18 protein-coding genes are annotated in these 23,833 nt (G+C 64.7%); 7 read left to right on the top strand and 11 right to left on the bottom strand.

What is annotated here, in order from left to right:
- Positions 1–19 precede the first annotated feature (19 nt).
- From folE to WI560_RS09510, 4 genes are all read right to left on the bottom strand, one after another.
- The gene (gene folE, locus WI560_RS09525; RefSeq protein ID WP_375307791.1) at positions 20–646 is read right to left on the bottom strand and encodes a GTP cyclohydrolase I FolE; all 627 of its coding nucleotides are present in this window, start codon (positions 644–646) and stop codon (positions 20–22) included.
- A 236-nt stretch (positions 647–882) separates the two neighbouring features.
- Positions 883–1,788: an alpha/beta fold hydrolase gene (locus tag WI560_RS09520; RefSeq protein ID WP_375307790.1), complete on the bottom strand. Its 906-nt coding sequence runs from the start codon at positions 1,786–1,788 to the stop codon at positions 883–885.
- Between the two features lie 12 nt (positions 1,789–1,800).
- Positions 1,801–2,628 carry an HD domain-containing protein gene (locus WI560_RS09515; protein ID WP_375307789.1) on the bottom strand — a complete coding sequence of 276 codons (828 nt, stop codon included), beginning with the start codon at positions 2,626–2,628 and terminating at the stop codon, positions 1,801–1,803.
- Between the two features lie 221 nt (positions 2,629–2,849).
- Positions 2,850–3,749, bottom strand: a complete 900-nt coding sequence (locus WI560_RS09510; RefSeq protein WP_375307788.1) for a LysR family transcriptional regulator — start codon at positions 3,747–3,749, stop codon at positions 2,850–2,852.
- Positions 3,750–3,900: 151 nt separating this feature from the next.
- Between WI560_RS09510 and WI560_RS09505 the strand changes: the two genes are divergently transcribed.
- The 5 genes from WI560_RS09505 to WI560_RS09485 all read left to right on the top strand — a co-directional run bounded on the left by WI560_RS09505 (position 3,901) and on the right by WI560_RS09485 (position 9,027).
- Positions 3,901–5,052, top strand: coding sequence for an ABC transporter ATP-binding protein (locus WI560_RS09505; RefSeq protein WP_375307787.1), 1,152 nt, complete (start codon positions 3,901–3,903; stop codon positions 5,050–5,052).
- On the top strand, positions 5,045–5,992 hold the full coding sequence (locus WI560_RS09500) for a carbohydrate ABC transporter permease (protein ID WP_375307786.1): 948 nt from the start codon (positions 5,045–5,047) through the stop codon (positions 5,990–5,992). The genes WI560_RS09505 and WI560_RS09500 overlap by 8 nt, the downstream gene beginning before the upstream one ends.
- Positions 5,989–6,825, top strand: a complete 837-nt coding sequence (locus tag WI560_RS09495; RefSeq protein ID WP_375307785.1) for a carbohydrate ABC transporter permease — start codon at positions 5,989–5,991, stop codon at positions 6,823–6,825. Before WI560_RS09500 ends, WI560_RS09495 begins: the two co-directional genes overlap by 4 nt.
- 28 nt (positions 6,826–6,853) lie before the next feature.
- The gene (locus tag WI560_RS09490; RefSeq protein WP_375307784.1) at positions 6,854–8,134 is read left to right on the top strand and encodes an ABC transporter substrate-binding protein; all 1,281 of its coding nucleotides are present in this window, start codon (positions 6,854–6,856) and stop codon (positions 8,132–8,134) included.
- A 68-nt stretch (positions 8,135–8,202) separates the two neighbouring features.
- Positions 8,203–9,027 (top strand): phosphodiesterase, encoded by an 825-nt coding sequence (locus WI560_RS09485; protein ID WP_375307783.1) that lies wholly within the window; start codon positions 8,203–8,205, stop codon positions 9,025–9,027.
- A gap of 83 nt (positions 9,028–9,110) precedes the next feature.
- On the opposite strand, the gene WI560_RS09480 is transcribed toward WI560_RS09485, so the two are convergent.
- Positions 9,111–10,175 (bottom strand): methyltransferase domain-containing protein, encoded by a 1,065-nt coding sequence (locus tag WI560_RS09480; RefSeq protein WP_375307782.1) that lies wholly within the window; start codon positions 10,173–10,175, stop codon positions 9,111–9,113.
- Between the two features lie 192 nt (positions 10,176–10,367).
- On the opposite strand from WI560_RS09480, the gene WI560_RS09475 reads away from it, so the two are divergent.
- A complete protein-coding gene (locus WI560_RS09475; RefSeq protein WP_375307781.1) occupies positions 10,368–10,970 on the top strand; it encodes a TetR/AcrR family transcriptional regulator in 603 nt (200 codons plus the stop codon).
- 9 nt (positions 10,971–10,979) lie between these two features.
- Entirely contained in the window at positions 10,980–13,094 is a 2,115-nt protein-coding gene (locus tag WI560_RS09470; protein WP_375307780.1) for an alpha/beta fold hydrolase, read from the top strand.
- Between the two features lie 170 nt (positions 13,095–13,264).
- Here the strand turns inward: WI560_RS09470 and WI560_RS09465 are convergent, their stop codons facing one another.
- The 6 genes from WI560_RS09465 to WI560_RS09440 all read right to left on the bottom strand — a co-directional run bounded on the left by WI560_RS09465 (position 13,265) and on the right by WI560_RS09440 (position 23,786).
- Entirely contained in the window at positions 13,265–14,143 is an 879-nt protein-coding gene (locus WI560_RS09465) for a transglutaminase N-terminal domain-containing protein (RefSeq protein WP_375307779.1), read from the bottom strand.
- A complete protein-coding gene (locus tag WI560_RS09460) occupies positions 14,140–16,677 on the bottom strand; it encodes a circularly permuted type 2 ATP-grasp protein (RefSeq protein WP_375307778.1) in 2,538 nt (845 codons plus the stop codon). The genes WI560_RS09465 and WI560_RS09460 overlap by 4 nt, the downstream gene beginning before the upstream one ends.
- Positions 16,678–16,704: 27 nt before the next feature.
- Complete coding sequence (locus WI560_RS09455; protein ID WP_375307777.1) at positions 16,705–19,974, bottom strand: DUF2126 domain-containing protein; 3,270 nt, start codon at positions 19,972–19,974, stop codon at positions 16,705–16,707.
- Between the two features lie 251 nt (positions 19,975–20,225).
- Positions 20,226–21,530 (bottom strand): methyl-accepting chemotaxis protein, encoded by a 1,305-nt coding sequence (locus WI560_RS09450; protein WP_375307776.1) that lies wholly within the window; start codon positions 21,528–21,530, stop codon positions 20,226–20,228.
- On the bottom strand, positions 21,508–22,029 hold the full coding sequence (locus WI560_RS09445) for a PAS domain-containing protein (protein WP_375307775.1): 522 nt from the start codon (positions 22,027–22,029) through the stop codon (positions 21,508–21,510). Before WI560_RS09445 ends, WI560_RS09450 begins: the two co-directional genes overlap by 23 nt.
- Before the next feature lie 233 nt (positions 22,030–22,262).
- The gene (locus tag WI560_RS09440; RefSeq protein ID WP_375307774.1) at positions 22,263–23,786 is read right to left on the bottom strand and encodes a UxaA family hydrolase; all 1,524 of its coding nucleotides are present in this window, start codon (positions 23,784–23,786) and stop codon (positions 22,263–22,265) included.
- Between the last annotated feature and the right edge of the window lie 47 nt (positions 23,787–23,833).

The following is a 23,833-nucleotide window of genomic DNA, read 5'->3' as shown; positions in this document are numbered from 1 at the left end:
CCTTCTTGCGCGCGCAGGATCAATCGTCCGAATTGGCGAGCCCCAGCAGCTCCTGGCGCGTCAGCGCATTGTCGCGGAACACGCCCAGCATGCGGCTGGTGACGAGATCAGTCCCAGGCTTGTGCGCACCGCGCGTGGTCATGCAATGATGCGTCGCCTTGATGATGACGCCGACGCCTTCGGGCTTGAGCACGTCGTTGATGGTGTTGGCGATCTGCGCCGTCATCTTCTCCTGGATCTGCAGCCGTTTGGCGTAGACGTCGACCACGCGCGCGAGCTTGGAGATGCCGACGACGCGCCCTTGCGGGATGTAGGCCACCCAGGCGCGGCCGACGATCGGCGCCATGTGGTGCTCGCAATGGCTCTCGAAGCGAACGCCGCGCAGCACGATCATCTCGTCATAGCCCTCGATCTCCTCGAAGGTCTTTTGCAGGATCTCGGTCGGGTCCTGCGCGTATCCGGAAAAATATTCCTCGAAGGCGCGTGCGACCCGGTCCGGCGTGTCGCGCAGGCCGTCGCGCCCGGGATCATCGCCGGCCCAGCGGATCATGGTCCGGACCGCCTGCTCGACCTCCGCCTTGTCGGGCCGTTCGACCGGCGCCTGCGCCACCGCGACACGTTCTAGCTTACGCACGTGCGACTTCATCGAGATCCTCCCCTGCAAAGAGCCTGCATCCAGAAGCGGCCCCACAGCTTGGACGGTTGCCATCGGAAAAGGTTCCCGCAGACCAGGGAAATTTGGGGCGGAGTGCTTGGCCCGGCGCCAATACGCCAAAACCTCATGGTGAGGAGCGCCGACGGCGCGTCTCGAACCATGCAGGCCCGGCTGCGGGACCTTTCATCCTTCGAGACGCCCGCTGCGCGGGCCCTCAGGATAAGGAGTTAGACTGCCGATGCCGCAACCGCCGCCTTCCGCACGTCGATCACGGCCTGCGCCCATTCCGCCGGCCGCTCCTGCGGCAGATTATGACCGGCATCGGTGAAGACGCGCCGCTCGAAGAAGCCCTCGAACTTGCGTGCGTGATGGGCGGTGCCGGGATTGACGCCGTCGCTGTCGCCGTCGATCGCAATGGTCGGGACGCGGATCTGCGGCTGGCTGGCGAGGCGCGCCTCGATCTCCGTATAAGCGGGGTCGCCCGCGACCAGCGCGTAGCGGTGGCGGTAGGAGTGGATCACGACATCGACGAAATCGGGGTTGTCGAAAGACACCGCGCTCCGCTCGAACGTTGCGTCGTCGAACGCCCATTTCGGCGACCACATCGCCCAGAGCTGGCGCGCGAAGCCGCGCCGGTTGCGCTCCAGCGCGCGGCGGCCGCGCTCGTTGTGGAACAGATATTGATACCAGAGCGCCGCCTCCTCGGGCGGCGAGGCCGGCTCCATGGCGCGGGCGATGTTCTGGATGTTGTAGGAATTGCCGGAGACGAGGCCGATCACGCGATCCGGATGAAGCGCTGCGACCACGCAGGCCGCACGCCCGCCCCAATCATAGCCGCCGACCACCGCGCGCTGGATATTGAGCGCGTCCATGAAAGCCAGGAGATCGGCGCCGAGTGCGGCCTGTTCGCCGGAGCGCAATGTCGAGGCGCTGCGGAAGCGCGTCGGCCCGTAGCCGCGCAGCCAGGGCACCAGCACGCGCGCACCGGCCTCGGCGATAGCAGGCGCGGTCTCGGCATAGGCGTTCACGTCGTAGGGAAAGCCGTGGCCCATGATGCAGGGCCAGCCGTCCGGCGCGCCGTATTCGCGATAGGCGATGTCGAGGATGTCCGTGGTTACGATCTTTTGCCGCATGCACGTCGTTGGCTATTTCTGCGGCCCGGACAGCGAGATGTCGCGCTCGGCGCGGAACACGTTGCTGTAGAGATTGGCGATCCATTGCCGGCCGATCTCGGTCTTGTTGAGGTAGCCGATCTCGGTCTGGATGTGCGGTGCGACGCTGTTCCAGTAGAACTGCGGATAGCGGTTCACGATATCGGCCGGCGAATCGTAGCCGAGCTGGCGATTCATGCCGACCTCTTCGAATTCGTAGTAGAGCGCATTGGCCTTGCGCAGATAATTGGGATCGCCGAGCTGGCCGATGAAGTCGGCGGCGCGCAGGATCGAGGCCTCGTCGTCATAGTCCTGCCCTTCGCGGGCCGGAAAGCGCGTGCCCTCGATGGCGCGGGCCACGCGCTCCGGATCGACGCCCGGAATATGCCGCAGCCGGCGCGTCACGTAGAGCTTCGAGCGATCGACGTGATACATCATCAGGCTCGCGTCCGACGCGCCGCGCGGCAACGAGATCTTGTTGTTGGCCGCGTCGATGACGAAGCCGTCGGCATCGTCCTCCTCGAACAGTCCGCGCACATAGCCGATGTCATGGGCCAGGCAGGCGATCAAGATATGGACGTAGTCGTCACCCGATAGATGGGTATGAAGGCTTCGGCCACGCAGGATGGCCTGGGCCGCCAACGTCACCAGCATCGTATGCTCGATATTGTGATAGAGCGCATCGCTGTTGCCGATGCATTCCATCGCAGTGCGGGTGGCGCTCGCGATAATGCCGGCGGACGCCTCATCGTACCGCCGACGCATGAACTTACCGAGGAAGTCCTCGAGGGATTCAGCCGCCAGTCTCGGTAAGGTTATCATGGATGCAGCCCCGTCCGCCGCTGGTGTCCCACGCTCTCTCCCGACGTCTCTATTGTTCTCGACGCAGCACCAGCATAGCCCATCTTGGGCCGGCTGACCAAACTCCGCATCAAAAATTCGTAATTATGTTATATTCCCGCTGCGCAACATCACGGTTGCGGTCACGCCCGGCTACAGCCTGAAGGCGACGGCGCCGGAAAGACCCGGGACCGACCACCGCTTTATGGGGCGGACAAGATGTCAGCGCCATCCGCCGAGCGCGAAAGGCTTCTGGCCAGATAGAACAGCTCGACAAGCTTGCCGCGTTTGCCGGCCAGCGAGAAGATATATTCGGGCGATTCCGCCTCCATTTCCGCGATCGCCACCTTGGCGATGCGGTCGATACGGCTCGAGCCGTGCTCCCAGACGAAGCCGACACCGAGCCGGTTGGCGACGGCCTCCAGCATTCCCTCGCGCGTGTTGACGACGATCGCCGGACTCGCACGCAGATTGACGGCGCGAAATGCCCGGTCCACGACGCGCTGAGTCGCGGAATCCCGGGTCCGGAACACCAGCGGATATTGCATCAAGCTGACGGCGGACACGCGCGATTCCCGGCTGAGGTCGTGAACGGGATGGCAGATCGCGACGACGCGCTGCTGCACGCAGGGTTCGCGACGGAAGCGATTGTCCTGCGGTACCTCCGGCAGCACGGCAACGTCGACACGCTGATCGACCACCGCCGCCATGATCGCCGACCAGCTCCCGATCTCGATGTTGATCTGGATCTTCGGATACATATTGCGAAAGGCCGCGATCAGCGCCATGCCCGGCATGGCGTTGCCGAGCCCGATGCGAAGCTCGCCCCCCGTCAGCTCATCGCGCTGCTGGAGGATCGCCAGCGCATCCACCTCGAGTGCCTGCATCCGATTCGTTGCGGCGTAGAGGCGTCGGCACAACGGCGTCGCGATCAGCGTCTGGGCGTGCCGGTCGAACAGCGCAACCGCAAACTCGGCTTCGAGGTCGCGCACGAGCTGCGCCACCGCCGGCTGCGACACGCCGAGCCGCCTCGCCGCAGCGGCAAAGCTGCCGGTCTCGAACACCGCATTGACCGCCCGGACGCGCGAGGAGGTCAACGCCACGACAAGCAACCCAAGATCGATATTCCCCGTCTTCCGGCCCCGAAAGCAAAACCTGGGGCGACCATAAGCCGGGCCATTGACCGTTATGTGAATGTCAGATGCGCTTCCTACTCCTCGTGCGCCGCAACGGGCCAGCAGGGGATCAGCGCGCATGGCGCAAATCGAACTTTCCGCAATCCGCAAATCCTTTGACGGCACCGACGTCCTCAAAGGCATCGATTTCCGGATCGAGGATGGCGAGTTCATCTCGCTGGTCGGCCCTTCCGGCTGCGGCAAGTCGACCCTGCTCCGGATCATCGCCGGGCTGGAGCCGCAGAATTCCGGGCAGGTCCGCATCGACGGCGGCGGCGTAGACCACATTCGTCCCAGCGCGCGCAACCTCGCGATGGTGTTTCAATCCTACGCGCTCTATCCGCATTTGAGTACCTTCGACAACATTGCAGTGCCGTTGCGGATGCGGCGCCTCTCGGCGATCGAACGGCTGCCGCTGCTGGGGGCGCTGCTGCCGGGCCGACGCGCCAAGGAACGCGTCATCCGCGCCGACATCGCGGCCATCGCCGAGCAGCTCGATATCGCGCCGCTGCTGCGGCGCAAGCCCGGGCAATTGTCCGGCGGACAGCGGCAACGCGTTGCCGTCGGACGCGCCATGGTGCGCGAGCCCCGCGCCTTCCTGTTCGACGAGCCGCTCTCCAATCTCGACGCCAAGCTGCGCGTCCATATGCGCGCCGAGCTCGCCGAGCTGCATCGCCGTCTCAAGGCGACCTTCATCTATGTCACGCACGACCAGGCCGAGGCGATGACCATGTCGAGCCGGATCGCGGTCATGATGGGCGGCGAACTGATTCAGGCCGGCACGCCCGCGGAGATCTACAACGACCCCGGCGACATCCGTGTTGCCGAATTCATCGGCAGCCCCAAGATCAACATCCTTCCCGGCCGGATCCGGAGGGACGGCGGCATCGACGTGCTGGGAATCGCTCTGCGGCTTGCCTGCGGCGCCGCCGCGGGCGACTGCCGTGTCGGCGTGCGCCCGGAGCGGATCGAACTGGGCGCGGGGCCATTTTCCGGAAGCGTCGTTCACCTGGAAAACCTCGGCGCGGAGGCCTTCGTCCACCTTGCGATCGAAGGCGCCGGCTTGCGCCTGATCGCGCGGCTTGCCGACGTCAGGCACTTGCCTGCGATGGGCAGTCCCGTCGCGTTCGGTTTCGCTCCCGATGCGGTGCGGCTGTTCGATTCGGCCGGGAAGCGGATCGAGCCGAGAGCGGAGCAGGCCGAGCGCATCCGCGAGGTCGCCCATGTCTGACGGCTCCATGACCCTTGACGCGGCGATCGTCCCGGCCGCCGCCGCGAGGCGGGTGTTACCGGCGCATGGCAGCCGGCGCACATATTCCGCTTACGCCCTGGTGACGCCGGCCGCAGCGCTCATGCTGGTCATGCTGCTTGGTCCGCTCGCCGGCGTGATTGGCCTCTCCTTCACCGATTATCAGCTCGGCGCGCCACAATTCGCCTGGATCGGCCTCGCCAATTACCAGGACCTGTTCGCCGACAAGGTGTTCTGGACCGCGCTGCGCAACACGCTGGCTTACGTCGTGATCGTGGTGCCCGGCGCCGTGATCGCGGGCCTTGCGATCGCGCTGCTGATCCAAAGCGGGACCAGCCTGCGCAGCCTCTACCGGACGATCTATTTCCTGCCTGTCATGGCGACCCTGATCGCCATGGCGGTGGTGTGGGAGTTCATGCTGCATCCGCAATTCGGCCTGGTGAACGGGCTGCTCCGCGGCGCGGGCCTGCCGGCCTTCGCCTGGCTGCAGGACCGCAGCACCGCGCTCTATGCGCTGTGCGCAATCGGCATCTGGCAGGCCGTCGGCTTCAACATGGTGCTGTTCCTCGCCGGCCTCGTCTCCATTCCCAAGCAGCTCTACGAGGCGGCCGAAATCGACGGCGCCTCGAGCGGCTGGGCGCGCTTCCGCCTCGTGACCTGGCCGATGCTGGGGCCGGTGACGACCTTCGTCGTCGTGATCTCCGGCATCCGCTCGTTCCAGGTGTTCGACACCGTGCACGTCTTGACCAAGGGCGGCCCGTCGAAATCCACCGAGGTCCTGATCCACACCATGTACACGGAAGGCTTCGAATTCTTCCGCTCAGGCTACGCCGCGGCGATCACCGTCGTGTTCCTGGTGTTCGTTCTTCTGCTCACCCTGATCAAATCGCGGCTCACCGATCGCGGGGTGCACTACACATGAGCAACGCACATCCGATCCTGTTGCAGGCGATCCTGCGCCACGTGCTGCTGATCGCAGGCGCCGCGGTCATGCTGGCGCCCTTCATCTGGATGATCTCGACCGCGTCCAAGCCGCAGACCGAGATCTTCTCCAGCGAGCTGCACCTGATCCCGCACCAATTCGCGCTGGCGGAGAACCTGCGCGAGGCCTTCGCCAAGGCCAATCTGCTGCGCTTCCTGCTCAACGGCGTCATCGTCACGGTCTCGATCTTCGTGCTGCAGGTCATGGTGGCACTGCCGGCGGCCTACGCGCTGGCAAAGCTCCGCTTCCTCGGTCGCGAGACGCTGTTCGCGCTCGTGCTGTTCGGGATCCTGATCCCGCCGCAGGCGACCGCGGTCCCGGTCTTCCTGCTGCTGCACAAGGCTGGGCTGCTGGACAGCTATGCCGCGCTGGTTCTGCCCTTCACGATCTCGGTGTTCGGCATCTTCCTGATGCGTCAGTTCTTCAAGACGGTGCCGGACGATCTCGTCGATGCCGCGCGCATGGACGGCATCTCCGAATTCGGCATCGTCTGGCGGGTGATGCTGCCGGCCGCGATCCCGGCCGTCACCGCCTTCGGCATCTTCTCCGTGGTCGCGCATTGGAACGATTATTTCTGGCCGCTGATCGTGCTCAACAGCGAGCACTTGCGCACGCCGCCGCTCGCGGTCGCCCATTTCCGCAACAACGAGGCCGGCACCAGCTACGGCCCACTGATGGCCGCGGCGATGGTGATCATCGCGCCGCTCGTCATCGCTTTCCTTTTCGCCCAGCGCCGTTTCATCGAGGGCATCACCCTCACCGGCATCAAGTAACCGAACCACCCCAAACAGGAGTCTATCCATGCTGAAGTCCATCATCGCCGCGGCGGCTCTATCGCTTGCGGCCGGATCTGCGCTCGCGCAGACCCAGACCGAGATCGTGATGCAGTATCCCTATCCGGAGCTGTTCACCGAGACCCACAAGCGCATCGCCGAGGAGTTCGCCAAGGTGCATCCGGAGATCAAGGTCACGATGCGCGCGCCTTACGAGTCCTACGAGGACGCCACCCAGAAGGTGCTGCGCGAAGCCGTCACCAATCAGATGCCCGACGTGTCCTTCCAGGGACTGAACCGCATCCGCGTCCTGGTCGACAAGAACATCCCGGCCCCGCTCGACGGCTATATCGCGGCCGAAAAGGATTTCGACAAGCAGGGCTTCCACCAGGCGATGTACGACATCGGCACCGCCGGCGGCAAGGTCTATGCCCTTCCCTTCGCGATCTCGCTGCCCATCGTCTACGTCAATCTCGACCTCGTGAAGCAGGCCGGCGGCGACGTGAACAATCTGCCGAAGAGCTGGGACGAGCTGATCGCGCTCGCCAAGAAGATCAAGGCGCTCGGCAACGACACCAACGGCGTCACCTATGCCTGGGACATCACCGGCAACTGGCTGTGGCAGGCGCCGGTGTTCGCGCGCGGCGGCACCATGCTCAATGCCGACGAGACCAAGGTCGCGTTCGACGGAGCGGAAGGCAAGTTCGCCATCAACACGATCGCGCGGCTCGTCAACGAGGGCGGCATGCCCAATCTCGACCAGCCGTCGATGCGCGCCGCGTTCGCTTCCGGCAAGACCGGCTTCCACGTCACCTCGACCTCGGACCTCAACAAGGTCACGCAGATGACGGGCGGCAAGTTCGCGTTGAAGACAATTCCGTTCCCGGACGTCGTCTCTCCGAACGGCAGGCTGCCGGCCGGCGGCAACGTGGTGCTGATCCTCGCCAAGGACAAGGCCAAGCGCGACGCTGCCTGGGAAGCGGTGAAGTTCTGGACCGGCCCCAAGGGCGCGGCGATCATGGCGGAGACCACCGGCTACATGCCGCCGAACAAGGTCGCCAACGAGGTCTATCTGAAGGACTTCTACGTCAAGAACCCCAATAACTACACCGCGGTCAGCCAGCTCGCGCTGCTCACCAAGTGGTACGCCTTCCCCGGCGACAACGGCCTCAAGATCACGGACGTGATCAAGGATCATCTCAACGCGATCATCTCGGGCGCCCGCGCCAAGGAGCCGGAAGCCGTCCTCGCCGACATGACCGCGGACGTGCAGAAGCTGCTGCCGAAGACCACCGGCGCTGCGCGCTGAACGTCCCGACATCCGCCGGCACGGGACGCCATCGGCGCCCCGTGCCGCACCAATTACTGGAGATGGCGATGAAACTGCTGCATCTGAGCGACATTCACCTGACGGCGCCCGGTTCGACCATCGGCGGCCGCGATCCGCGCGCCAATTTCGAGCGGGCGCTGGCGCATGCCCTGAAGGATCATCACGACGCCGAGCTGATGGTCATCACCGGCGATCTCTCGGACTGGGGCGATCTCGCCGACTATCAATGGCTCAAGCAGCGCCTCGACGAATATCCGCTGCCGGTCCGGCTCTGCATCGGCAACCACGACCGGCGCGCCGCCTTCCTGAGCCTCTTCCCCGACCTCGCCGACGAGAACGGCTTCGTCCAGGGCGTTCATGATACCGCCGCCGGCCGCTGCCTGTTCCTCGACACAGCCCACCCGGAAACCCACGCCGGACGCTATTGCGAGGATCGTCTTGGCTGGCTCGAGGCCCGGCTTGCCGAGCATGACGGGCCGTTCCTGATCTTCATGCACCATAATCCCATGCCGGTGCATCTCGTCCCGTTCGACCAGATCGGCCTGCTCGACGAGGCTCCATTCCGGCATCTCGTCAGTCGCCATCGGGCCAAGATCCGCCACGTCTTCTTCGGGCATTGTCACCTGCCTCTTGCCGGCTCGATCGCAGGCATCCCGGCCTCGTCGCTGCGCGGCACCAACCATGCGAGCTATCCGCTCTTCTCCGAGAGGAAGCTGCTGAGCGCCTGCGACCTGCCGCAATCCTACGGCGTCGCATTCTTCGGGGAGGACTATGTGACCGTCCACATGGTGGAGTACGGCTATGACGGTCCGATCCGCACCCAGGGTTCGCCTCACTACAAGGCGTGGAATCGCGAGACCATGGTGCGCTGAACGGCGAGCGCCCGCGCCCCAAGCCTCTCCCAGTCTCAGGCCCGGAGACTGGGAAGAGAGTTGCTCGCAACATTCACAGCAAACTAGACTCTGGCCTCAAGGACCATATTGAACGGCCCTTCGGCGGCGCGCCGGATTTGCCGGAAACCACCCTCTTTCAACACCTCCGTGAGTTTCGCCTCTCCGGCCTGCGCGCCGAGAGCCTCGCCGACCTCCTGCGCAAGTGACGTCGGCACACAAATCATCGTCGAAGCGTTGTAGTAGAGACGGCTCACGGGGTTTCCGACGTTATCGGCCGGATGATCCGCGGCGATCGGCTCGACGATCATCCAGGAGCCCCCGGGCTTTAACAGATCCCGAACGTGTCTGGCACATCCCTTTGGGTCGCCCATGTCGTGCAGGCAGTCAAACATAGTGACAAGATCGAACTCCCGCTCAACGATATCCTTGGCCGGCGCCGCTACGAAGCGCACGCGCTCGGCTAACCCGTGGGCCTTGGCATGGGCATTGGCCTGTTCGATCGAAGGAACGTGGAAATCGTAGCCGACGAAAGAACTCTCCGGGAACGCTTTCGCCATCAACAGCGTCGAGAAGCCCACGCCGCAGCCGATGTCCGCAACCCTTATGCCGCTCTTCAGCTTGTCCGTCATGCCCTCCAGCGCAGGAAGCCAGGCCTGAACAATGCTGTTGACATAGCCCGGCCGGAAGAACGAGCCGACCGCACAAAACAGGCATCCAGAGCTTTCTCCCCAGGCGACTCCGTTTCCGGTCTTAAACGCCTCTTCGACCTTTGGCCGGCCTTCCACCATCGCCGCAGCCAAATCAAACGCTCCTTCAAGGTATACTGGACTGTCCTTGACCGCGAACACCATGGCCTGCTCCGGGGTCAAGCTGAACCGCTGGTCTTCTCTGTCGAAGGCGATATATCCATTTGCCGCCTGCGCAAGTGCCCATTCCTGCACGTATCGTTCGGCAAGTCCCGTTCGCTTGGCGAGATCGGATACAGTTGAGGCGCCGTCGCGATGCAGCGCGTCAAACAAGCCAAGCCGGAAACCGATACCGGCCGTTGGAACGCTGAACGCACCCCCGAGATCTCCCAGCATCTTCCCGACGAGCGCACCGAGCTTGTCGTTGTCGATAACGGTCATGACCTAACTCCACTATTTGCGGACCGGAGCCTAATTCGGTCGATCGACCAATTTCGGTCGGTCGGCCGAATTATTGACGTGGACCGAGTTGGAGTCAAGCCCGTTCGGTTCTTTCTGAATGCTGTCGGGTTATGCTAGACTTCGGTCGACCGACCGAATTTATGCATCACGAAACGATCTCGCAGAGGGGTAATGGCGCGGACATTGGCAAAAGTAGATACCAGCACGGTGGTTTTGGAGGCCGCCAAGAAGGTGCTTCGGCAGAAAGGTTACGCCAAGCTATCTACCCGCGATGTGGCCGCTGCCGCGGGCGTTCCGCTTAGCCAGATCCACTATCACTTTGGTTCGAAGCAGGGGATGCTGCTTGCGCTATTCGAGTATTTGAATTCGCAACTCCTCGATCGCCAGAGCGTGCTATTCCACGACAAAACGCTCAAATTATCGGAACAGTGGGACAAGGCCTGCGACTACCTCGATGAAGACATTGGATCGGGATATGTTCGTGTGCTGCAGGAGCTTATCGCGGCGAGCTGGGCCGATGGCGCGGTGGCAAAAGTTATTCAAACCGGCATCATGGGATGGATTACGCTCATTGGCGAACTGGCGCGGCGCGCCGAGCGCGAGTTTGGCGGATTGGGCCCGTTCACCGCGGATGAAGTCGCGATTCTAGTCGGCAACGCCTTCATTGGTGCCGAGAGCCACTATCTTCTCGGCCTGGAGAAGAAAGGCGCCCCCGTTCGGCAAGCGCTTCGCCGCTTCGGCGATCTGATCCGCATTAGGGAATCACTGAAGTGAGGTGACGTCATGCGCGCCAAACTGCCGGTCCAGGAAGGAACCGTCGAGCGCGACGGCGTCAAGCTCCACTACGAGATCTACGGCAATGGCACCGAAACCATCGTTTTCGTGCCCCCATGGAGCATCGTTCACTCCCGCGTGTACAAGGGGCAAGTTCCCTATTTCGCCGAACGGTTTCGCTGTGTGACCTATGACCCTCGCGGGAATGGCAAATCCGATCGGCCAGACGACGTCGCGGCATACTCTCTCAACAACCTTGTTGCGGATTTACTCGCCATCATGGATGCGACAGCAACAGGAGCTGCAGTTTTGGTTGGCCTTTCATTAGGCGGCATGATCATCAGCATAATTGCTGCACACCACGCTGACCGCGTCAGGGCTGCTGTGCTGGTCGGCACGTCGGCCGTCATCGGGCCCAGCCATCCCTATATGACAACGAGCCATTTTCAGCTCAAGCGTACGAATTTTGACGAGTGGGGCAAGTACAACGAGGATTATTGGCTCTCGGATTATCCGGATTTTGCCGCACACTTTGTCGGCAGCATTTTCTGCGAGCCGCACTCAACGAAACAGATTGAAGACGCAGTTGGCTGGGCCAACGAGACGACAGGGCCTATCCTGGCTAAAACGGTCCATGCGAGGTCGATTCCACCAGCCTTCGATGTGAGCGAGGCGATGTACCGGAAGATCAAATGTCCGGTGATGATGATCCATGGAGATGACGATCGCATTCAGCCCTACGCTCGCGGACGACTCGTCGCGGAACTGACGGGTGCCGAGTTCACGACGATCGAGGGTGGAGGCCACAATCCACTCGGGCGTGCTCCGGCAAAGTGCAACAGATTGATCTCCGAGTTTCTTGAGCGCAAGCTCAGCCTGCCGGTCAGAGCGAGGCCGAATCTATCGCGCTCCAAACCGCGGCGAGCGCTCTACTTGTCGTCGCCGATTGGGCTCGGGCATGCCCGCCGCGACATCGCCGTCAGTCGTGAACTGCGCAAGCTCGTTCCGGGTTTACAGATCGACTGGCTGGCGCAGGATCCCGTCACGCGGCTACTGGCCTCCAGCGGCGAGACAATACATCCCTTGAGCGGCCGTCTCGCCAGCGAAACACGTCACATCGAACAAGAATCCGGCGAACACGAGCTTCACGCTTTTCAAGCCATCCGCCGCATGGACGAAATCCTGGTTGCCAATTTCATGACGTTTCAAGACGCTGTCGAAGAAGAGCAATACGACCTCGTGATCGCCGACGAGGCATGGGATATCGACCATTACTGGCACGAGCACCCCGAACTCAAGCGAGCTCCCTTAGTCTGGTTTACGGATTTCGTAGGCTTTATCCCCATGCCCTCAGGTGGCCAGCATGAAGCGTTCCTGACCACCGATTATAACGCCGAGATGATCGAGCATATCGAACGACACCCTGCCGTGCGCGATCTCGCGATATTCGTCGGGGAAACAGCGGACATTGCCCCCATGTCATTTGGAAAGGATCTCCCGTCCATGCGCGAATGGGTGCCGAAGCACTTCGGTTTCGCGGGCTACGTCATGGGCGAGCACCCGCAGAACTTCGGCGGCCGGTCAGAATTGAGAGAGACGCTCGGATACGCTGCGGACGAGAAGGTCTGCATCGTGACGGTCGGCGGATCCGGCGTGGGCGCTCACTTGATCAAGCGAATTCTGCAAGCCTGGCCAACCGCCAAAGCGAAAATCCCAGAACTCCGGATGATTGTCGTTGCAGGCCCCCGCATCGATCCGGTCTCATTGGGAGCGCCAGTCGATGTTGAGGTTGTTGCGTTTGTGCCCGATCTTGATCGCCATCTCGCTGCGTGTGACCTTGCGCTGGTCCAGGGCGGCCTGACGACTTGTATGGAGCTAACGGCGGCTGGTACGCCATTCATCTATTTTCCGCTGCGCAATCACTTCGAACAGAACTTCCACGTTGCCCATCGTCTGGATCGATACCAGGCCGGACATCGCCTGGAATTTGCCAACGTCAGCCCCGAAGAGATCTCGGAAGCAATGGTCACGGCTCTCCGTGAACCAGTTCGATCCAAATCTGTGGAAGCCAACGGCGCCGAACGCGCAGCGCGCATGATTGCACAGCTGCTTCAGGCCTCCTGACTGGCAACAAACGTTTACGTAGCTGCCAGAAGCCTATCAGAGCTACCTGTCCTTGTCTGAACTCGACCGAAACAGCCCCGCACGTCCGATTGGGCCACGAACTGCCGATGAAATTCGGGATTGCAGACTTCCGCTTTGCGTGAGTCAGCCGACGCTTGTTCGCACACGCCCTACTCCACCGGCAGCACGTCGACGGCGACGCCGAGCTTCTGCTTCTGCGAGCCGACGATGATGCCGTCGATCGGCGAGACGTCGGAAAAGTCGCGCCCGACTGCGAGCACGATATGGTCGTTGCCGATCAGGAGATCGTTGGTCGGGTCGAAATCCACCCAGCCGAGCTCGGCCCCGCACCACAGCGAGACCCAGGCATGGGTGGCATCGGCGCCCTGCAGGCGCGGCTGGCCCGGTGCTGGAATGGTGCGCAAATAGCCGCTGACATAGGCCGCCGGCAGACCGAGCCCGCGCAGCCCCGCGATCATCACATGGGCAAAATCCTGACAGACGCCGTGGCGCTTGTCGAAGACCTCGCCGAGCGGGGTCGAGATCACCGTGGCCTTGGGATCGTAGCGGAAGTCGGCGCGGATACGGTGCATGAGGTCGACCGCGCCTTGGAGGATGCCCGCGCCGGGCGCAAAGCTCGCACTCGCATAGGCGCTGACCGGGCGCAGCACCGGCACCAGCGGGCTGGCAAAGACATAACCGATCGGCGAGGACGGCCCGAGGCTGGTCGCTTCGAAGGCGAGGTCACGGATGCTTTCCCAGGGCGGACTGACGGCGTCGCGCGGCGGCGGCTGACGTGATACGGCGACGCGCGAACGCGAGTCGATCCGCAGATTGCGATGCGCGGCCTGGATCACGATGCTCTCGGTCAGCGTGCCGAAGAAATCGTGCCGCGCATTGCGCTCGGCAGGGCGCGGACGGATCTCGACATTGTGCGAGATCAGCTCCTGGCCGCCACCGCCTCTCGGCTCCAGCCGCAGCGTGCAGCGGGCGAAGCTGACGGGACTCTCGTATTCGTAAGTGGTGACGTGACGGATGTCGTAGATCACGCCAGCCCCGTCAGCTTTTCCGGCCGGGCAGCATTGGGGCCATGCGGGAAGTAGTGCTGCCCGATCGCATCCGCGAGGCCGAGCAGGTCCTGCTCCAGCGCAAACAGCATCTTGACCTCGAGCTTCTCGGCCTCCGCCGTTGCCAGCATCGCCTGCATCGCCACCGCGAGCCGCTGCGGCTTCTCGATCAGGCCGTGCTCCTTCAGGCTCGGCAGCGCTTCAATATGCTCGTTCAGCGTCGCCACCTGGAACGCCACCGAGCGCGGATTGTAGGGATCGAGCACGGCGAGGTCGCGCACCGGCGCCAGCAGCGGCGCCAGCAGATAGCGCGAGCGGTAGGTGATCTGGCAATCCACCAGCGTCAGCAGGATGTCGAGGTCTTCGTCGCCGGCCTCGTCATAAGCGAATTGCCGCGTGAAGCGCGTGGTGTTGATGGCGCGCTCGATGCGGCGGCCGATGTCGAGGAAGCGCCAGCCGGCGGCGCGGTTCATGTTCTCTTGCGCGAGGCCAGCGAAGCTCGCCAGCTCCTGCAAGGTCAGCTCGGCCGCGCTCAGCACGCTGTCGTCGTCCTCGACCTCATAGGCAAGGCGCTCGGCCATCTCGGTGATGACCTGCCAGGCATCCGGCGACAGCCGCTCGCGCAAGGAGGTCGCCGTGCGCTGTGCCGCGCGCACCAGCGACAGCGCCGAACCGAAACGCGCCTCGCTCTGCAGCGCTTCGGCGACGATGCGCCCCGCGGCCGTGCGCGCGGATTGCGAGACCGCGCCCCAGGCCACCAACAGGCGCTGGATGCGTTCGGCCGATTGCACCGAGGCCGCCGTGCCCTTGTTGGGCCCGCTCGGCGAGCCCAAAGCGCGCACGAGGCGCAGCGTCGCCTCGGCGCGTTCGAGATAGCGGCCGAGCCAGAACAGATTGTCGGCGGCGCGGCTCGGCAGCACGCCGGCGATGCGGCGGATGCGGACCTTGTCGGTCGCCGGCAGCAGCGTCGCGGTCGGGACCTGCTTGTCGGAGACGACCCAGACGTCGGCGGCACGGGCACCGTCGCCCATCGACACCGCGCGCGCGTCCGGCTGCTCGGCGATGCGGCAGAAGCCGCCGGGCATGATGGCCCAGCCGTCCGGCGTCGCCGCCGCGAACACGCGCAGCACGAAGGGACGCGGCGTGATCTGGCCCTGCTCCCACACCGGCATGGTCGAGAGCCGCACCACCTCCTGGCCGACATAATCCATACCGCGCGCGGCGATGGCTTCGACCAGGCGCTGGCGGTCGGTCGCATCGAGCTCGCTCGCGAGCACCGGACCGCTCTGGTCGAAGCCGGGCACGCCGCGCCCATAGGCGCCTTCGATCGCGACCTCGTCGAGCCGCGCCAGCACCTCCTCGCGCGCGACGCGCTGGCCGCACCACCAGGTCGCGATATGCGGCATTTTCAGCTCCTCGCCGAGCAGGCGGCGGCTGAGCGCCGGCAGGAAGCCGAGCAGCGCCCGCGCCTCCAGGACGCCGGAGCCCGGCATGTTGGCGACGACGACGCCGTCCTTGCGCAGCACGTCGATCAGGCCGGGCACGCCCAGATGCGAGGACGCATCGAGCTCGAGCGGATCGAGCGAATTGGAATCCACGCGCCGCAAGAGCACATCGAGCCGCTTGAGGCCGGCGACGGTGCGGATGTGGATGCGGTTGTCGCTGACGGCGAGATCGTCGCCCTCGACCAGCAGGAAGCCGAGATAGCGCGCCAGCGTCGCATGCTCGAAATAGGTCTCGCTGAAGCTGCCCGGCGTCAGCACGCCGATGCGCGGCTCGTCACGGTCGGCGCGCGCGCGAAGACTGTCGCGAAAGGCTTCGAAGAACGGTGCGACGCGCGGCACGTTCATCGACTTGTAGAGATCGGAGAAGGCGCGCGAGAGCACCAGGCGGTTCTCCAGCGCGTAGCCCGCGCCCGACGGCGCCTGGGTGCGGTCGCCGAGCACCCACCAGCGGCCGTCGGGCCCGCGGCCGACATCGGCGGCATAGAGCGACAGATAGCGCCCGCCCGGCGGCGGCACTCCGCAGACGGGACGGAGATATTCGGGGCTGCCGGCGATCGCGGCCGCGGGCAGCGCGCCCTCGGCGACCAGACGTCCCTCGCCATAGAGGTCGCGCAGCACGCGCTCCAGCAGCTCGGCGCGCTGGGTGATGCCGGCGCAGAGCTGCTGCCAGTCGGCCTCGTCGATCAAAAGCGGCAGATGACTGATCGACCAGGGCCGGTCGGCGCTGTCGCCGGGAGCCCGGTAGGTGACGCCGGCCTCGCGGAGGTGGCGGTCGGCCATGCCGAATCGCCGCTCGATCTCGTCGGGCGCGAGCGCGCCGAAGGCCTCGAAGAAGCGGCTCCAGACCGCGCGCGGGGCGCCGTCGGGCCCTAAGAACTCGTCCGGAATGCCGGGCAGGCGGCGATAATCGCGGACCCATTGCGCGAAGCGGCGCTGGCCGTCACGCTGGCTCTCACGTTGTGCTGGCGCCCTACCCGCCTTGTCGTCCTGTTCGGCTGCGCCCTCGGCCATGCGCCTCTCCCTGCCCCACCATCATACTCATTGCAGGAGCGGGGTCCGCAAGTCGAGGGTCAGGGGGAACTCATTTGTGCGTTCCTCCGGCGGAGGCTGGATGGGCCCCGGCGTATGGCCGTGGTCCTGAAAACGCGCCAGACGCCGCGCCTCGGCTTCATAGGTGTTGACCGGCTTGGTGTCGTAGCTGCGCCCGCCCGGATGGGCGACATGATAGACGCAGCCGCCGAGCGAGCGGCCGTTCCAGCTGTCGATCAGGTCGAAGGTCAGCGGCGCGTGGACCGGGATGGTCGGATGCAGGCCGGAAGCCGGCTGCCAGGCCTTGAAGCGGACGCCGGCCACGGCCTCGGCCGAGCGGCCGGTCGAGGTCATCGGCAGGCGGCGGCCGTTGCAGGTGACGATGTGGCGGCCCTCGACGAACCCTTCCGCCTTGACCTGGAGCCGCTCGACCGAGCTATCGACATAGCGCACGGTGCCGCCAGCCGAGCCCTCCTCGCCCAGCACGTGCCAGGGCTCCAGCGCCTGGCGTAGCTCCAGCGTCACGCCGCCATGATGGACGCGTCCGAAGGCGGGAAAGCGGAATTCGAGCTGCGCCAGATACCATTCCGGCTCGAAGGGGTAGCCGAACTGCTTGAGCTCGGAGAGCACGTCCAGAAAATCGTCCCAGATGAAATGCGGCAGCATGAAGCGGTCATGCAGCGCGGTGCCCCAGCGCACGAACTTCCCGTGTTGCGGCTCGCGCCAGAATTTTGCGATCAGCGCGCGGATCAACAGCTGCTGCGCCAGCGACATGCGCGGATCCGGCGGCATTTCGAGCGCGCGGAACTCGACGAGGCCGAGCCGGCCGGTCGGTCCCTCCGGCGAATAGAGCTTGTCGATGCAGATCTCGGCGCGGTGGGTATTGCCGGTGATGTCGACGAGCAGATGTCGAAACAGGCGGTCGACCAGCCACAGCGGCGCCTGAGTGCCCGGCGGCGGCACGTGCGAGAGCGCAACCTCGAGCTCGTAGATGCTGTCGTGCCGGGCTTCGTCGATGCGCGGCGCCTGGCTGGTCGGGCCGATGAACAGGCCGGAGAAGAAGTAGGACAGCGACGGATGCCGCTGCCAATACAGCACGAGGCTCCTGAGCAGATCCGGCCGGCGCAGGAATGGCGAGTCCTGCGGGCTGGAGCCGCCGACCACGACGTGATTGCCGCCGCCGGTGCCGGTGTGGCGGCCGTCGACCAGGAAGCGGTTGGCGCCGAGACGCACTTTGCCGGCATCCTCATAGAGGCCGGTGGTGATCTCGACCGCCTCGCGCCAGTTCTTCGCCGGCTGGATGTTGATCTCGATGACACCGGGATCGGGCGTCACCTTGATCACCTCGATGCGCGGATCAAACGGCGGCGGATAGCCTTCGACGTGGACGGGGAGCTGCATCTCCTCGGCGGTGGCTTCGAGCACGGCGACCAGCTCGAGATAATCCTCGATGCGCTCGACCGGCGGCATGAAGGCGCAGATGACGCCGTCGCGGACTTCCACCGACAGCGCGGTGCGCACCGGAACGGAGGTGTTGAGATTTTCAGGGGCGGCCCGCGGCGGGGTTTCCGGGCGCGCGGGATGCGTGAACACCGGCAGCTTGTCCCGCGCTTCCATCGGGTCCTGTTCGACGATGTAGGGATATTGGTTGGGCGGCACGTATCCGAGCGAGCCGAGCGGCAAGCGCAGGCCGAGCGGCGAATCGCCGGGCATCAGGAACAGATGGTTGCGCCGGAGAGCCCAGCGCTCGCTGCGCCAGCGCGGCGGCGCGTTCCAGCGCTGCACCGGCAGCACGAAGCCGCGCGGCGTATTCAGCCCCTCGTCGAACACGCGCGCCATGCGCGCGCGCGCCTCCGGATCGGACAGTCTGGAGTCGGTGGGATCGACGTTGACGGGAAGCTCGGCTTCCTTCTGGAGCCAGTAGGCCGTGTCCTCGTAAGCCGGGATGATGTAGCCGGGATCGAGCCCGAGCCGTGCTGCGGTGGCCTCCATGAAGGTCTCGGCTTGCCTCACTTCGGCGCGCCGCGGATTTTCGATGCTGGCGATCAGGTCGGCGTTGTTCCAGATCGGCACGCCGTCCTTGCGCCAGTACAAGCCAAAGGCCCAGCGCGGCAGGCTCTCGCCCGGATACCATTTGCCCTGGCCGTAATGCAAAAGACCGCCCGAGCCGAAGCGCGCGCGCAGGCGGCGGATCAGATCGTCGCCAAGCGCGCGCTTGGTCGGGCCGACGGCTTCCGTGTTCCACTCCGCCGCTTCGAGATCGTCGACCGAGACGAAGGTCGGCTCGCCGCCCATGGTGAGCCGTACGTCCGCGCTCGCAAGATCGCCGTCGACCTGCTCGCCGAGATCGTCGAGCCGCGCCCAGGATTCGTCGGAGAAAGGCTTCGTGATGCGCGGCGCCTCGCGGATGCGCTTCACGCTCATGTCGAAGGCGAACTCGACCTCGGCAAAGCCGGCGCCCCCGGAGATCGGCGCGGCCGAGCGATAATGCGGCGTGGCGGCGACCGGGATGTGGCCCTCGCCTGCGAGCATGCCGGAGGTCGCGTCGAAGCCGATCCAGCCGGCGCCGGGCAGATAGACCTCGGCCCAGGCGTGCAGGTCGGTGAAGTCGTTCTCCACTTCCGGCGGCCCTTCGATCGGATCGATGTCGGGGCGGATCTGGACGAGATAGCCGGAGACGAAGCGCGCGGCGAGCCCGAGATGACGAAAGGTCTGGATCAGCAGCCAGGCGGAATCGCGGCATGACCCGGCGGACGAGGCGAGCGTCTCCTCCGGCGTCTGCACGCCCGGCTCCATCCGGATGATGTAGCGGATCTTCTTCTGCAGCTCGCGATTGAGCTCGACCAGGAAGTTGACGGTGTTCGGTGCCTCCTGCGGGATCGAGTCCAGATATTTCGCAAACAGGCGATCGGGCTTGACCGTCTCGAGATACGGCGCGAGCTCGGTCTTGAGATCCTTCGGGTACTCGAACGGAAAGCTGTCGGCGTACGGCTCGACGAAGAAGTCGAACGGATTGACCACCGTCATCTGCGCGGTGAAGTCGACCTCGATCTTCAATTCTGTGGTCTTCTCGGGGAAGACGTAGCGGGCGAGCCAGTTGCCTTGCGGATCCTGCTGCCAGTTCACGAAATGATTGGAAGGCGTGACCTTGAGCGAATAGCTCAGGACCGGCGTGCGCGTATGCGGCGCCGGGCGCAGGCGGATGGTCTGCGGACCGAGGTCGATCGGACGGTCGTATTTGTAGTGCGTGACGTGATGCAATGCGACGTAGATCGACACGGGGTGCGGTGCTCCAGCAGCTTTTTTGAGCAGAACACCTGATGTGGGTGCGATCAAGCACTAACAACGGGCAGCGCGTGCCTAGGAAGTATCCGCCGGACCGTTCGCTTAAGACATGAGAGTTTGGCGCGCTAAAGCATCCACAGCGTCATGGCCGGGCTCGTCCCGGCCATCCACGGCCTTCGATTGCCGCACCAAAGAACGTGGATGCCCGGGACAAGCCCGGGCATGACGACCTTCTTTGGGAAATGCTACGCTGCCGAGGTCAGCCGCTGCAGGAACTGCGTCACCTCGCGGCGGAGCGTCTCGACTTCGCCGTGGACGCGATCGGAGGCACTGTTGACGCGGGCAGCGACGCGGCCCGTATCGGCGGCGGCTTCGCTGATGCCCGACACGTTGGAGGAGACCTGCGAGGTGCCGGCGGAGGCCTCGTGGACGCTGCGGGCGATCTCGCGGGTCGCGGAGCCCTGCTGCTGGATGGAGGCCGCAATGCTCGCGGTGATGCCGTCGATCTCGGCGATGGTCTGGGCGATCGCCTCGACGGCCGCGACCGAATTGGTCGTCGATTGCTGCATCTCGCCGACCTTGGCGCTGATCTCCTCGGTCGCCTTCGCGGTCTGGTTGGCGAGACTCTTGACCTCGGAGGCGACGACCGCGAAGCCACGGCCGGCCTCGCCTGCCCGCGCCGCCTCGATCGTGGCGTTGAGCGCCAGAAGGTTGGTCTGCGAGGCGATCTCGCTGATCAGCTTGACGACGTCGCCGATCCGCAGCGCGGCCTCCGCGAGGGAGCGAATTTCGTTGCCGGCACGATTGGCTTCCTCGACGGCGCGACCGGTGCTTGCAGTCGAGCCGGCCACCTGGCGGCTGATCTCGGCGATCGAAGATGCGAGCTGTTCCGCGGCGCTCGCCACCGTCGCAACGTTACTCGAGGCCTGCTCGGAAGCGCTGCGCATGCCGGAGGTCTGGCGGTTGGTCACCTCCGCCGCGGCCGCCATCTGGCCGGCGTCGGATTCCAGATCGGTCGCGGCGCTCATGAGGCTGCCGGCAACCTCGTCGAGATGCGTGCCGAACTGATTGGCGAGGCGGGCGATCTCGACGACCCGGCGGCCCAGGCTGTCGGTGCCGGCATTGATCACGGTGGCCGAGCGGCGGAACGAGCCGGGCAATCCGCGCGCGAGGATCTTGCGGAAATACTTGCCGCGGCTGGCATAGTCCATCGATGCCGAAGCCTCGCGGACAAAGGCGTCGGTGATGTCGAGCATGTCGTTGACCGACTTCTGGATGGCGCCGATCCGCCCGGCCTGCCGCTCGCTCAGGATCCGCGCTTCGAGATCGCCGCGCGCCGCCTTGCGGCAAACGTCTGCGACCTCATCGACGGCCACCGCGGCGCGTTGCTGGCACCAGGCGGAATAGCCGAGCAGCAGGATCGCCGCGCCCAGCGGCGCGGCACCGATGGCTCCCCTCCAGCCGAGCAGCAAGCCGACGAAAGCGACGCCGGCGAGAAGGCACGCGACCGCAGTCGCGCCCTGCGCCTTAGAGAGAGAGCACAAATTCATCGTAGGCGACACCGTTTTGCTTGAGCAGACCGACCATCATGTCGAAGCTCGCACGCATGCCGTCCTTGGCATTGGCGTGGCGAGCCTCTTCCGCGCAGAGCGCCTTGTAGATCGGTTTGATTTTCTCGACCGGCGCCGGATCGGGCCTGCGTCGGTTGGAATGGTATCCGATGATGTCACCGCGATCATCGAACGTCGGGGTGACATGCGCGAACACCCAATAATGGCTGCCGTCCCCGGCGAGATTGACAACGTAGGCGAAGATTTCCTGCTTGGCCTGGAGCGTGTCCCACAGCAGCTTGAAGACGCAGCGCGGCATGTCCGGATGGCGGATCAGACTGTGGGGCGCGCCCATCAGCTCCTTCCAGGGGTATTTCGCCATGCGGAGAAAGACGTCATTGGCGTAGGTGATGCGGCCTTTGAGATCGGTCTTCGATACGATCAGCTCCTCCTCACCGAGGAGATGTTCCACCCCAGTAGGACGTATCGCCTGCATCACTTCGATCCTCGACAAACGGCGGGTCCCACCACGTTGTGGAACCGCATCGTCTCCTGTCTAGGCCAACAATGTTAATCAGATGTAAGCCGGGAAAGTCCTGAATGAGGCGCCTGCCTCCGTATCATTACTTAGCGTCATTACGTTACCGACAACCACACGCGTTGCTGAAGCCGTCGCGAACGTCCGCTTGCGTCTTGTGATTGCGTCGGCGCGACACCGCGCGCCCGGCGCGACTACATCGTCGCGCCAAGCACCCAGGGCGCGAACTCGGCGCCGCCGAAATCGAAGCTCTCGCTCTTGGTCCGCCGTCCCGAAGCCGTCTCGAGGATGAGATCGAAGATGCGCTGACCGCATTGCTCGACGCTCTCCTCGCCTTCGAGGATGGTGCCGCAATTGACGTCCATGTCCTCTTCCATGCGCTTGTACATGGGCGTGTTGGTGGCGAGCTTGATTGAGGGCGCCGGCTTGCAGCCGAACACGCTGCCGCGGCCAGTAGTGAAGCAGACCAGATTTGCGCCGCCTGCGACCTGGCCGGTGGCGGCGACCGGATCGTAGCCAGGCGTGTCCATGAACACGAAGCCCTTCTTGGTAATGGGCTCGGCGTAGCGCAGCACCTCGACGAGGTTGGTGGTGCCGGCCTTGGCCATCGCGCCGAGCGACTTCTCCAGAATGGTGGTGAGGCCACCGGCCTTGTTGCCAGGGCTCGGATTGGCGTTCATCTCGGCGCCTTCGCGCGTCGTGTATTCGTCCCACCAGCGCATGAGGTCTACCAGCTTCTCGCCGACCTCGCGGCTGACGGCGCGGCGCGTCAAGAGATGCTCGGCGCCGTAGGTCTCCGGCGTCTCCGACAGGATCACGGTGCCGCCATGGCGGACGATGAGATCGCTGGCGGCGCCGAGCGCCGGATTGGCCGACACGCCGGAATAGCCGTCCGAGCCGCCGCATTGCAGGGCCACGGTGAGCTCGCTCGCCGGCACGGTTTCGCGCTTGACCTTGTTGGCGTCGGCCAGCGCCTCGCGCACGAAGGCGATGCCGGCTTCGACAGTCTTGCGGGTGCCGCCGACCTCCTGGATGTCCATCGCGCGCAGGCGGCCGGCGAGCTTCTGCTCCTCCATCAGGCCGCCGATCTGGTTCACCTCGCAGCCGAGGCCGAGCACGATGACGTGAGAGAAATTGACGTGCCGCGCATAGCCGCCGAGCGTGCGGCGGAGCAGCGCCAGCGGCTCGTTCTGCGTCATGCCGCAACCGGTCTTGTGGGTCAGCGCGACCACGCCGTCGACATTGAGGAAATCGGCGAGCGGGTTGTCGCCGGTGAAGGGATTCTTCTTGAAGACGTCGGCGACGAGGCTTGCGACATGCGCGCTGCAATTCACCGAGGTGAGGATACCAATGTAATTGCGCGTGGCGACACGGCCATCCGGGCGGCGGATGCCTTCGAACGTCGCCGGCAGATCGAAATTCGGCGTCGGCTTGACGTCGACGCAATAGGCGTAGTCCTTGGAGAAATCGCCCATGCCGCAATTCTGCACGTGCACGTGCTGGCCCGGCGCGATGGCCTGCGTGGCAAAGCCGATGATCTGACCGTAGCGCTTGACCGGCTCGCCCGTTGCGATCGGCTTGATCGCGACCTTGTGGCCGGAGGGAATGCGCTCGACCGTGGTCACGCCGTCGGCCACCATCGTTCCCGGCGGCAGGCTGGCGCGCGCGATCACCACGCCATCATCGGGATGCAGGCGGATGACGGGGCTGATGGTCATGGCGGGTCTCCTTCGGAGGCGAGTAGCGAATGGTGAGTGGAGAATGG

It is taken from the genome of Bradyrhizobium sp. A11 (assembly GCF_042077125.1).
GTDB classification, from domain to species: Bacteria; Pseudomonadota; Alphaproteobacteria; order Rhizobiales; family Xanthobacteraceae; genus Bradyrhizobium; species Bradyrhizobium japonicum_B.
This window is presented reverse-complemented; position numbering and strand designations above follow the sequence as displayed.

Bases quoted from the DNA above. Each gene is read 5' to 3' on its own strand.
- WI560_RS09450 (WP_375307776.1), bottom strand. From the start codon at position 21,530: ATGAATTTGTGCTCTCTCTCTAAGGCGCAGGGCGCGACTGCGGTCGCG.
- WI560_RS09490 (WP_375307784.1), top strand. From the start codon at position 6,854: ATGCTGAAGTCCATCATCGCCGCGGCGGCTCTATCGCTTGCGGCCGGA.
- WI560_RS09515 (WP_375307789.1), bottom strand. From the start codon at position 2,628: ATGATAACCTTACCGAGACTGGCGGCTGAATCCCTCGAGGACTTCCTC.
- WI560_RS09460 (WP_375307778.1), bottom strand. From the start codon at position 16,677: ATGGCCGAGGGCGCAGCCGAACAGGACGACAAGGCGGGTAGGGCGCCA.
- WI560_RS09470 (WP_375307780.1), top strand. From the start codon at position 10,980: ATGCGCGCCAAACTGCCGGTCCAGGAAGGAACCGTCGAGCGCGACGGC.
- WI560_RS09475 (WP_375307781.1), top strand. From the start codon at position 10,368: ATGGCGCGGACATTGGCAAAAGTAGATACCAGCACGGTGGTTTTGGAG.
- WI560_RS09485 (WP_375307783.1), top strand. From the start codon at position 8,203: ATGAAACTGCTGCATCTGAGCGACATTCACCTGACGGCGCCCGGTTCG.
- WI560_RS09480 (WP_375307782.1), bottom strand. From the start codon at position 10,175: ATGACCGTTATCGACAACGACAAGCTCGGTGCGCTCGTCGGGAAGATG.
- folE (WP_375307791.1), bottom strand. From the start codon at position 646: ATGAAGTCGCACGTGCGTAAGCTAGAACGTGTCGCGGTGGCGCAGGCG.
- WI560_RS09440 (WP_375307774.1), bottom strand. From the start codon at position 23,786: ATGACCATCAGCCCCGTCATCCGCCTGCATCCCGATGATGGCGTGGTG.
- WI560_RS09520 (WP_375307790.1), bottom strand. From the start codon at position 1,788: ATGCGGCAAAAGATCGTAACCACGGACATCCTCGACATCGCCTATCGC.
- WI560_RS09500 (WP_375307786.1), top strand. From the start codon at position 5,045: ATGTCTGACGGCTCCATGACCCTTGACGCGGCGATCGTCCCGGCCGCC.
- WI560_RS09495 (WP_375307785.1), top strand. From the start codon at position 5,989: ATGAGCAACGCACATCCGATCCTGTTGCAGGCGATCCTGCGCCACGTG.
- WI560_RS09505 (WP_375307787.1), top strand. From the start codon at position 3,901: ATGGCGCAAATCGAACTTTCCGCAATCCGCAAATCCTTTGACGGCACC.